We start from the raw sequence: 10775 nt of genomic DNA on the forward strand, positions 1-10775 counted from the left end.
GAACAGCGGCGACTATGAGGGCGCGCGCAGCCACCTGGAGAAGATCGTCAAGCAGTCTCCCAAGGCCGACTACGGCTGGTACGGCCTGGCCGTGCTGGACTGCCTCTGCGGGCACGTCGAGGACTCGCTCAAGCACCTGCAGCAGGCTACGCGGCTCAACCCCGGCCTGCGCTTCCAGGCGCGCAACGACTCCGACTTCCAGAACCTGGCCGACGATCCCCGCTTCACCGAGCTGCTCTATCCCGAAGAGGGAGTGGGCGAGCCTGCTCCCGCGCCGGAGAAGAAGCGCTGACCGGGGTGAGCACGGCCTCCGCCCGTGGCGCCGCCGGTACCCGCGCGGCGACTGCCCCTGCCCCCGGCCCTCAGGGTAAGATGGTCGGTTGATGCCGCGTTCCCTGCGCCAGAAGGTGGTTCCCGGCCGGGCCCAGCCGAAGCGTCCCTCCGGTCCGCAGAAGTTCGCCGTCGCCATCCTGGCGGCGGGCATGGGCACCCGCCTGCAGTCGAAGCATCCCAAGGTGCTGCACCAGATCGCCGGCCGGCCGCTGCTGGAGTACGTGATCGAAGCCGCCAAGGCCGTGGTTCCGGCAACCGACGTCTACGTCATCATCGGGCATGAGGCGGAGCGGGTGCGCGCCGCGGTGGAGCCGGCCGGGGTGCGCTTCGTGCTGCAGCAGCCGCAGCGCGGCACCGGCCACGCCCTCATGGCCGCCCGCGCGGCGCTCGAGGACTACGACCACGTGCTGGTGCTCTCCGGCGACGTGCCCCTCATCCGCCCCGAGACCATCGCCCGCCTGCGCGACTTCCATCTCGCGCGCCGTGCGGCCATGACCATCCTGACCGCCGAGGCTCCCGATCCCGCGGGCTACGGCCGGGTCCTGCGCCGGGGGCGTTCCCCCGGCGTGCTGGCCATCGTGGAACCGAAGGCGCTCACCCCGAAACAGCGCAACCTGCGCGAGATCAACTCCGGCATCTACGGCTTCGCCACTCGCCCGCTCTTGGCCCACATCGGCCGGCTCACCACCGACAACGCCCACCACGAGTTCTATCTCACCGACATGGCGGCCTTGCTGAGCAAGGCCAAGGAGACGGTGGTGGCCTTGCAGGCCGAGGACAGTGGCGAGGTGCTGGGAGTCAACACGCGGGCCGAATTGGCCCGCTTGGATGCCCTGCTGCGCCAGCGCAAGTGCGCCCAGCTCATGGCGGCGGGCGTCACCATCTACCGCCCCGAGACTTGCACCCTCGACGCCGCGGTCGAGGTCGCCTCCGATAGCGTGCTCGAACCCTTCGTGCAGCTCCTGGGCCGAACCCGGGTGGGTTCCGACTGCCGCATCCGCTCCTACAGCGTGATCAGCGACTCCCAGATCGGCGACGGCGTGGAAGTGCGCCCCGGCTCGCTCATCGAGGGCTCGCGGCTGGAGGCGGGCGCGGTCATCGGGCCCTACGCCCACCTGCGTCCGGGCAGCGAGATCGGCGAGGGCGCCCACGTCGGCAATTTCGTCGAGACCAAGAAGGCTCGCTTGGGCAAGGGCTCCAAGGCCAACCATCTCACCTACCTGGGCGACGCCGAGATCGGCGCGGGCGTCAACGTGGGCGCCGGCACCATCACCTGCAACTACGACGGCGTCACCAAGCACAAGACCGTGGTCGAGGACGGCGCCTTCATCGGCAGCGACACCACCCTGGTGGCCCCGGTGAAGGTGGGCCGCGGCTCCTATATCGGCGCCGGCAGCGCCATCACCGACGAGGTCCCCGCCGACGCCCTGGCTATCGCCCGCACCCGCCAGGTCAACAAGGAAGGCTGGGCGGCCCGCAAGCGCCAGGAGCGCTCCGCCACCAAAAAATAGACGCCGCGGGGCGGCGTCGAGAGAGAGGAGGGGCGTGGGCGCCTCTCTTGGGTTGTGGGGTAAAGGCGCCCACGTCTAGCATTGGGGATCTGTTGTATAAGACGTATTCCGCCGGAAAAAGTTCCTGCCCTGGGACGAAATATTTTGGTGCGGTAACCAGGGATGTTCGTTGCCACGGGCAAATCCGCCCTGCTCTCCTTTGTGTTCCTTCGTGCTGCCTTCGTGCCCTTTGTGGTGAGCTTTTGAAAGCCTTTCACCACAAAGAGCACAAAGGGAACACAAAGGTCCTCTGCAGACGCTACTTCCCCGGCCCCGCCAGCAGGATCTTCTCCAGCACCGGCACCGGCAGCGCGCCCTCGGCCAGCGCCCGGTTGTGGAAGTCCATCATGTCGAAGCCCGGGCCCGCGCGCTGCTGGTACTTCTCGCGCAGCGACCACCACTCCCGGGTGCCCACGAAATAGGTCGGGAGTTGGGTGGAGCTGAGCTTGGCGCGCTGCAGCTTGCCCTCGGCCTCGGCGGTGGTCTGGAAGCAGTCTTTCTCCATCAGGTCGAGAGCCTCCTGGTCGGTCATGCCCATGGTCTGCAGGCGGACGTCGAGGACGGCGTTGGCCACCGCTCGCAGCCAGACCTTCCAGTAGCTCAGTTCGTAGCGCGGATCGCGGTTGGCGTAGCCCTCCTTGAGCATCACCTGCGCCATGTACTCGGCCCAGCCCTCGACGTAGGGGCCGTTGCTGAACAGCCCGCGCACCAGCCGCCGGGTCACGGGCTGGATGTCGTTGGCGTGCTCCGCCTGGATGTAGTGTCCGGGCAGGGCCTCGTGGATGGTCAGCCACTGCAGCACCCAGGTGTTGTACTCGCGCAGGCGGGCGTCGGCGAAGCGGTCGGAGGCCTTGGGATCGATGGGCGTCACCCAATACTCGGCCTCGGCCGTGGGCTCCAGCGGCGGCGCGGAGTGGAAGCCGCCCACCCCGTAGGCCCCGCGCATGAAGGCGGGCGTGGGAATGACTTTCAAGTTCGAGCGCTCGCTCAGGGCGACGATCTTCTTCTCGCGGATGAAGGCGGTGATGCCGGCCAGGTCGTCCTGCGCGCACTGCACCAGCTGGTCACGCTGGCAGTGTTCGTCGGAGATCTTGTGCAGCACCTCGCCGATGATGGTGTTCTCGCGCTCGTGCGCCGGCAGGTCGGAGTGGTCGCTGTGGGTTGGAAACATCTGGGCGTGCAGGGGCAGGGCCAGCTCCAGCATGCGCCCGCGCACCACCTTCATCTGTTCGTCGGCGTCGGCCAGCACCTGCTCCGGGGTGATATCGGTCTCCATCACCAGGCGGAACTTCTGGTCATACCAGTCCTTGCCCAGGCGCCAGGTACGGGTGGTGGGGCGCTGGGCCAGGTCGTTCTGCAGCCACTCGTCGAAGTCCTTGATGGCGACCACGGCGGCGGGCGCCACCTTGTCGTATTCGACCCTCAGCGGCGAGCCGGCCGGGATCTCCGCGGCCACCGTCTCTTCGATCAAGCCGAGGTTGCCCTCGTTCTCCTCCACGGCCACTTTGATGAAGATGGGGTCGGAGTCCACCAACTGCTGCCGCGCCTGCTGGAGCAGCCGTCGGATCTGGCGGACCCGCAGGAGCACGTGGCGCAGGCGTACCTCCCGGGGAGCGTACTCCTGGGTGAGGGGCAGGAAGAGGCCATTGCCGATCAGCTCCACGTAGACGGTGGGATTGTGCTTGTAGCTCTGGATGGTGTCGAACTCCAGCAGGTTGAGGCCGATCTGGTCGTCGATAAGCTGGAAGTCGGCGGCGTCCTCGGGACTCAGCGAGGCCGGAGGGAACTCCTTGTGGAAACGCGCCCGCCATTGCTGGTAGAAGGCGCGCTGCCGGGCGAAGGCCTGGGGCGAGAGATCATCCAGCCGCCCATCGAGGGCGACGGTCTTGCCCGGCTTGCCCGGCTTGGCGTAATGATGCTTGTGGTAGCCGGCGGCGGAGGCGCTGACGGGGGAGAGCGCCAGCGACTCCTTGATGAACTGATCACACAGGGCGGCGAACTTCCGGGGATGGGCGCTCGGGCGCGCCGGGGCTTCGGGATGGGAGGTTTGGGCGGTCAGAGGAAGGCAGCACAGCAGACAGAGCATCAGGACACGTATCATGACGCACGCTCCGCAGGAACTACCTCGGAGTATAGCTCGTCCCCCGGGGGGCGGCGTCAGTCGGCGTCGGCGGGGGTGGCCGCCCGCTCTCTCTTCTGCAACAAGCGGCGGGTGAGCGCGATCAGGTCCTTGACCTCGAAGGGCTTGACGATGCAGGGGCAGCGAGTGGTCTCCAGGAAGCGGCGGATCTTGGCGTCGCTCAGATCGGAGACGGCGAGCAGGACGCGCTGGGTCATGGCGGGGCGGTTTTCTTCCACCCAGCGGTAGATGTCGGGGCCGTCCCAGCGCCCCGGCATCTTGCCATCCAGCAGGATGGCGTCAAACTCCTCGGCGCCCAGGCAGGCGATGGCTTCGTCGCCGCTATCCACGGCCACCACCTCGGCGCCCACCCCCAGCAGGACCTCGCGCTCGAACTCCAGCACCGAAAGTTCGTCGTCCACGATGAGGATGCGTCCGCGCAGCAGCGCCGATTCCCCCGCGGCCCAGGCGGGAGGCACCGCTGGCTTGGGCTCCGCCGCCAGCGGCAGCCGCACCGTGAACACCGCCCCGCCCTCGGGATGGTTGGTGGCCACGATCTCGCCGCCGTGCTCCTTGACGATGCCATAGCAGATGCTCAGCCCCAGCCCCGTGCCCTTGCCGATGGACTTGGTGGTGTAGAAGGGATCGAAGACGCGCTTGGGGTCGCGGATGCCGGGGCCGCTGTCGCGCACCTCGGTGCAGACGTGGCCGTGCTCGGCGAAGATGCGCGCCCGCAGCATGCCGCCGTTGGCCGCATCCAGCATGGCGTCCACGGAGTTGTTGATGATGTTGAGGAACACCTGCTCCACCTGGTGGGCGTCGGCGTAGACCATGGGCAGGCGGGCCTGGTAGTCGCGCTCCACGGTGATGTTGTTCAGCCGCAGGTCGTAGTCGCGCAGCGCCAGGGTGTCTTCCAGCACCGTGCGCAGGTCCACCTCGGTCTTCTGGGGCTTGCGCTGGCGGGCGAAGGAGAGCAGGTTCTGCACGATGCGATGGGTGCGGCGCGCCTGCCGGTGCAGTTTCTCCACAAAGTCGCGGTGGCGCTCCTCCAGCGGTTCCTGTTCCAGCAACTGGGCGTAGCCCAGGATGGCGGTCAGGGGGTTGTTCAATTCATGGGCCACGCCCGAGATGAGCTGTCCCACCGCCGACATCTTCTCGCTCTGCAGCAATTGCTCCTGGGTACGCCGCAGGTCTTCGTAGGCCTTGCAGGTCTCCTCGTACAGGTGCACCTTGTCGATGGTAGTGGCCACCTGGCGCCCGATGGCGATCATCAGGTTCTGGTCGCCGGCGCTGAACTCCCGCGGGCTGCGGCTGCTGATCCCCAGCACCCCGATGATCTTGTCCTTGGCCCACATGATCACCCACAGCCAGGACTGCAGGCCCTCGGCGCGCACGTACTCGGTCACCTCGGAGGGCAGTTGCGCCAGGTGCTCGGGCGTGATCACCTCGGCGTGCTCGCTCCGCACCCGCTCCCAGAACTCGCCCTGGACGCGCACCTCGGGCAGGCCGCGCAGGTGGCCGTGCGCCGCCCGCCGCCGCAGCGACTCGCTGGACTCGTCGAACAGGTAGACGCCTCCGGTGTCGGTCTGGAACAGCTCCACCAGGTGGCGCAGGGTCACGTTGAGGATCTCGTCCAGGTCCAGGGACTGGGTGCCCGCCACCGCGATGGCGTTCAGGGCGTAGAGCTCGCGGTTGCGGCGCCGCAGCTCGTCCTCCGCCCGCCTCTTCTCGGTGATGTCGAGGAGGAAGCCCTGATAGCGCACGATCTTGCCGCGGGCGTCGCGGGTGGCGATGCTGGTCTCCAGTGCCCGGATCAGGCTGCGGTCCTTGCGCCGCAGCGTGACCTCGTAGTTGCGCACCGCCCCCCGCGTGGCCATCTCCCGGCGGAAGATCTCGCGCTCCTGCTGCGAGGCGTAGATCTGCCGCCCCACGTCCAGGGTCAGCACCTCTTCCCGGCTGTCGTAGCCCAACAGCTTCACGAAGGCGTCGTTGCAATCCAGCAGCCGCCCTCCCGGCGTGGAGATGAAGACCCCTTCCTGCACCTGCTGGAACAACTGCCGGTAGCGCTCCTCGGCGGCGTGCCGCTCGCTGAGGTCGGTGATGACGTGCACCGTGCCCAGCGTGTCCCCACCCTCGCTGTAGGACGAGGTTGAGGTCAGGGAGAAGCCGCCGAAGCAGGGATCGGGCGCGTCGCCCAGGTTGGAGGCGGGCGCGCCGCAGTAGGGGCAACCGTTCCAGGGGCCGGCCTGGGGCAGCACCTCCTGGCACAGCCGGTCCAGCACCTCGTGGTGGTGCAACCCCAGTCGCTTGAGCAGGGCGCGGTTGGCGCGCAGGATGCGGAACTCCGGGGTGTGGACGAAGATGGCGTCCTTGATGGAGTCGAAGGTGTTGACCCACTGGCGGCGCGAGCGCAGCATCTGGTCGAACAGCCGCAGGTTCTCGCCCGCGATCCCGATCTGATTGGCGGTGGCGCTCAGGAACTGCATCTCGTCGGTGGTGTAGGTGTGAGGCTGGGCGAAGCCCAGCAGCACCGTGCCCAGCACCGAGGCCTTGCCCTGCACGGGCAGCAGGATGACGTGGTCGAAGCCGTCGGCGCGCAGCCGCTCCCGGGTCTCCGGGTCGGCTCCGGCCGCCCGGATCATGGCGGGCATGCCGCTGCGCAGCGCCCGCCCGCTGGAACTCTGGTCCGCGCGGATGCTCCGGCGGGCGCGCAGGTAGCTCTCCGGCAGCCCCACGTGCTCGCCCAGTACCAACTGGTCGCCTTCCAGCAGGCGGAACCAGGCCGCGCTCGCTCCCATCAATTGCCGCAGCTCGCTCAGCGCCGCGTGCATCATGGGATGGAACTCCTGCGCCTGGGCCACCACCCGGGCGATGGCGTTGACGGCATTCAGGCGCCGCGCCCGGCCCTGGGCGTCGTCCATCACCATCAGCAGCAGGCTCAACCCCAGCGTCAGGTCGACGGCCACGTCGAGCACGGCCCAGGCGCGGGCCGCTCCCCCGCCCTCCTGCATGTGCAGGCCGAGCAAGGCCAAGGCCAGCAGCCAGGGCGCCACCACCCCGCGTCCCAGGCTGAAGCGCGCCAATTCGAAGGCCGCGCCCGCCGCGATCACGAAGTAGAGCGCGTAGAGCAGATAGAGCAGCGGGAGCGACTGCGGCCACCACACCGCCCGCAGGATGGCCACATCCAGCGCCACCAGCGCCACCACCCCGTAGGGCAGCAGGCCGCGGCGATGGTTGGTGTAGCGGAAGAGCGTGACCGCGAACAGGACCAGGGCGGCCAGAAAGAAGATGTGCGCCAGGGCCGTCCAGCCCGCCCGCGGCCGCAGCACCTCGGAGGACTCCGCCGCCAGGCGGGAGAAGAGGAAGGCCAGCCACCCCAGGGTCCAGGTCAGCAGGTAGCGCTGGCGGAAGGTGCGGTAGACCAGCAGCCCGCCGGCCAGGTTCAGCAGGACGGCCGACACCTCCGCCAGGAAGCCCACGGCTACCAGTTGTTGGAGGTTAGCCCCGGTAAGAGCGGCCGGTATCATGGCGTCGCCCGAGCAAACGCCAATGTATATCACGGTTTGCCCGCCCGGCACCCCCTTCTTCCCCGGCCGCATTGTCTTTCAAGGAACTGCGTGTACAATGAGTTCCCCCCTGACAAGGTGGAGGACCCTGCCACGATGTCGGCCGAACGGATCCTGGTCGTCGACGACGAAGAAGCTATCCGCGAGATCGTCACCTCCATGCTGAGTTCCGCCGGCTACAACTGCCGCCAGGCTACCTCCGGCATGGACGCCCTCAAGACCCTCGAAAGTGGGGCGGAATTCGAGCTCATGCTCTCCGACCTGATGATGGCGGAGCTGGACGGCATCGGCCTGCTGGAGCGCACCAAGGAGCAGTATCCCGACATGCCGGTGGTGATGGTCACCGCCGTGCACGACATCTCCGTCGCCCTGGCCGCCATCCGCAACGGCGCCTACGACTACCTGCTCAAGCCCTTCGAGCGCGAGCAGTTGCTGGCCACCGTGCGCCGCGCCCTGGAGAACCGCCGCCTCAAGCTGGAGAACCGCGCCTACCAGTCCAACCTGGAGTCGCTGGTGGCGGCCCGCACCGAGCAGTTGCGCCAGGCCATGATGGACCTGGAGCGCTCCTACGACATCACCCTGGAAGCCCTGGGCGACGCCCTCGACCTGAAGGACGCCGAGACCGAAGGCCATTCCAAGCGCGTGACCGCCTTCACCATCGCCATCGCCCGCGCCATGGGCATGCCCGGCGACAAGATCCGGGTCATCGCCCGCGGCGCCTTCCTGCACGACATCGGCAAGATGGCCATCCCCGATGCCATCCTGCGCAAGCCCGGCGCCCTCAACCCCGAGGAGGTCGCCATCATGCGCGAGCATTGCTACCGCGGCTACCAGATGCTGCGCAAGATCCCCTTCCTCTCCGAGGCCGCCGACATCGTCTACTCCCACCAGGAGATGTGGGACGGCTCCGGCTATCCCCGCGGCCTGAAGGGCGAGCAGATCCCCCTGGGGGCGCGGTTGTTCGCCATCGCCGACACCCTGGACGCCATCACCAGCGACCGCCCCTACCGCGCCGCCCAGCCCGTGGGCGCCGCCCGCACCGAGATCATCAAGTGGTCGGGACGCCAGTTCGATCCCAACGCGGTCAAGATCTTCGCCGCCATGCCGGAGAGCATCTGGCTGGACCTGCGCAAGGAGATCAACTCCCAGATCTACCGCTTCGCCTATCCCCAGCCCGCCGCCAAGACCGCGGCAAAATAGACTTGCCTTGCTTTGTGTTCCTTCGTGAGGCCTTTGTGTCCGTTGTGGTCGAGCTTTCCAAGCCTCACCACGAAGGGCACGAAGGTCACGCGAAGGACACGAAGGAATAGGCGGGAAACACCAAGGGCGTCCCCGCAGGGACGCCCTGAAAACAAACACTGCGGCGCGGCCGCGGCGGCGGCGATTATTGCGCCGTCTGCAGCTTCTCCGCGAGTTCGTCGACGGCCGACTGCAGCCGCTCCACCTCGCGCTCGGCCGCTTCTTCCCACTCCGCCGCCTCATCCGGGTGCGCGCCCAGCCGGGAAGCTACCCGGCGGAAGGCGCGGCGGCCGGCATCGCTGAGGGCCAGCGCCCCCAGGCTGCCCAGCCCCAGCATGGCCAGCGGCAGGTACCACTTGCGTCGCATGGTTCCTCCGAAACGCATTCTACATTGAATGGACGCTCATTCTCCCTCGAAAGTTGCATGGAAATCCCGCCATAGGCAAGTATCTGATCCGGCTCCCCTTGCAGCTTCAGCGCGCTCGCAGCTTGCTGAAGAAGCCCTTTTTCTTGGCCGGCGGCAGCGCCAGCCCCGCCAGGACGGCCTCGATCCCGCTCTCCGGCAGCGGCTCCGCGTCCTTGCGGTAGCGGATCATCTCCTGGAAGGAGGTGAACCGGTCCAGGCAGTTGAAGCAGGCGCGCATGTGCTCTTCCGCCAATTCGCGCTCCCGCCAGGTGAGCTGCCCGTTGATGAGGTTGTTGAAGGTCTTGAGCGAGAGGCAGTGCTCGCCCGCCGACTTCTCCGCCGCCTCGGTCAGCACCCGCGCCGAGACGTTGAAGGCGTCCTTGGTGGCCGCCGGCAGGATCTGCGCCAGCCGCTGGTCGGCGATCTTCTTCACCGCCTCCGCCGTCGCCGCCGCGTTCATCATGATGGGCGCGATCTGTGTCGCCGTGTACCCCTTCACGAACAGCCACAGCAATTCGCGCTCGATCAGCGTGAGGTCCTGGATCACCTGCGCGTACTGCTCGATGGAGATCTCCGGCGCCGGCACCTTGGCCTCTTCCCGCCCGTAGGCGAAGACCAGTTCGCGAAAGCTCATGGCGAACTCGCGCTCGTTCGAGAACTTCAGCCCCTGGAACCACGCGGAGTCGTTGGCGCGGGCGCGCTGGAAGACCGCGGCCACGTGCATGTCCAGCTCTGGCGCCAGCGCCGGGAAATAGAGCTCCAGCAGTTGCCGCGCGATGCCGGCGTAGTCGCGCACGAACTCCCGCCAGCCCTCGCGCTCTCCGCGCGCGCACTCTTCCGCCATGCTGAAGATGGTTCGAACCGCCATAGGTGTCGGTACAGCAGTGTAGCAGGGGATCAGCTGGGCGCGCGCGCGCCGCGACGAGCCTCCTAGCTTACGACAAGCAGATTTACAGCCATTATCGATCTGGGTGGTGGGTTAATCGTGTTGCGTTGTGCCAACGCCACAACCGTAAGAGTAGAGAGAATCCGCACCCCATGAACACGCCAAATAAGAGGCCACTAAGCAGCATGCAGGCTAATTGCAGGAAATACTGGGCGGTTCTGACATCGGCGTTCAGCCACTTCGCAAATGCAAATAGCAGGGACGCAGTGACGCAGGACGCGACGCACACCACCCCGTACCGCTGATGCGTGAAGTTCTTCGGCCTTCCTCGCCAGGCCATGTACGCGATTGCAATAGCAAGTACTGGACCGAAGATGAAGAACGTCAGCAGTTGCAGTGCATCGGTTAGCCACAGGGAGTCTGGGTTCATACGTGTCGGTACAGCAGTGTAGCAGGGGATCGGCTAGGCGCACCGCGGCCGTGGTGTCGGGCAAGTTGTGGTGATGGCATTACAGCAGCTATCGTCCGTGTAACTCAGGATGGTTTGCGGTCACGTAGCACGATTCTGGATTCCGTGCCCACTCGTCATTTGCATCCTGCAGCCAAGGCCCTAAGTCGGCGCTGAAACGTCTCTTGACTTCGAGCTGCCCGTAGCTTCTCACGACTGACCGAGTCT

General features: G+C 67.1%; 7 protein-coding genes. 3 read left to right on the forward strand and 4 right to left on the reverse strand.

The genetic code is table 11. The annotated features are described in order from the left end of the window. Together VEG08_05670 and glmU are read left to right on the forward strand one after the other, a co-directional pair. Positions 1-292 (forward strand): tetratricopeptide repeat protein (locus tag VEG08_05670; GenBank protein ID HXZ27474.1); only part of this gene is annotated, 292 nt, incomplete at its 5' end. Positions 293-383: 91 nt separating this feature from the next. Beyond that, a complete protein-coding gene (gene glmU / locus VEG08_05675; GenBank protein HXZ27475.1) occupies positions 384-1844 on the forward strand; it encodes a bifunctional UDP-N-acetylglucosamine diphosphorylase/glucosamine-1-phosphate N-acetyltransferase GlmU in 1461 nt (486 codons plus the stop codon). Between the two features lie 298 nt (positions 1845-2142). On the opposite strand, the gene VEG08_05680 is transcribed toward glmU, so the two are convergent. Next, positions 2143-3984: a DUF885 domain-containing protein gene (locus VEG08_05680; protein HXZ27476.1), complete on the reverse strand. Its 1842-nt coding sequence runs from the start codon at positions 3982-3984 to the stop codon at positions 2143-2145. A 56-nt stretch (positions 3985-4040) separates the two neighbouring features. After that, positions 4041-7529, reverse strand: coding sequence for a GAF domain-containing protein (locus VEG08_05685; protein HXZ27477.1), 3489 nt, complete (start codon positions 7527-7529; stop codon positions 4041-4043). Positions 7530-7664: 135 nt separating this feature from the next. Here VEG08_05685 and VEG08_05690 point away from each other — a divergent pair, with 135 nt between their 5' ends. Next, a complete protein-coding gene (locus VEG08_05690) occupies positions 7665-8768 on the forward strand; it encodes an HD domain-containing phosphohydrolase (GenBank protein ID HXZ27478.1) in 1104 nt (367 codons plus the stop codon). A gap of 184 nt (positions 8769-8952) precedes the next feature. On the opposite strand, the gene VEG08_05695 is transcribed toward VEG08_05690, so the two are convergent. Both VEG08_05695 and VEG08_05700 read right to left on the reverse strand, forming a co-directional pair. Continuing rightward, complete coding sequence (locus VEG08_05695; protein HXZ27479.1) at positions 8953-9174, reverse strand: hypothetical protein; 222 nt, start codon at positions 9172-9174, stop codon at positions 8953-8955. Positions 9175-9280: 106 nt separating this feature from the next. Beyond that, complete coding sequence (locus VEG08_05700) at positions 9281-10081, reverse strand: hypothetical protein (GenBank protein ID HXZ27480.1); 801 nt, start codon at positions 10079-10081, stop codon at positions 9281-9283. Positions 10082-10775: the final 694 nt, after the last annotated feature.

The organism is Terriglobales bacterium, from assembly GCA_035624475.1.
GTDB lineage: Bacteria > Acidobacteriota > Terriglobia > Terriglobales > Acidobacteriaceae > DASPRL01.

What these genes read in the sequence shown, in the direction of transcription:
- glmU (HXZ27475.1), top strand. Translation starts at nt 384, where the DNA reads ATGCCGCGTTCCCTGCGCCAGAAGGTGGTTCCCGGCCGGGCCCAGCCG.
- VEG08_05680 (HXZ27476.1), bottom strand. Translation starts at nt 3,984, where the DNA reads ATGATACGTGTCCTGATGCTCTGTCTGCTGTGCTGCCTTCCTCTGACC.
- VEG08_05685 (HXZ27477.1), bottom strand. Translation starts at nt 7,529, where the DNA reads ATGATACCGGCCGCTCTTACCGGGGCTAACCTCCAACAACTGGTAGCC.
- VEG08_05690 (HXZ27478.1), top strand. Translation starts at nt 7,665, where the DNA reads ATGTCGGCCGAACGGATCCTGGTCGTCGACGACGAAGAAGCTATCCGC.
- VEG08_05695 (HXZ27479.1), bottom strand. Translation starts at nt 9,174, where the DNA reads ATGCGACGCAAGTGGTACCTGCCGCTGGCCATGCTGGGGCTGGGCAGC.
- VEG08_05700 (HXZ27480.1), bottom strand. Translation starts at nt 10,081, where the DNA reads ATGGCGGTTCGAACCATCTTCAGCATGGCGGAAGAGTGCGCGCGCGGA.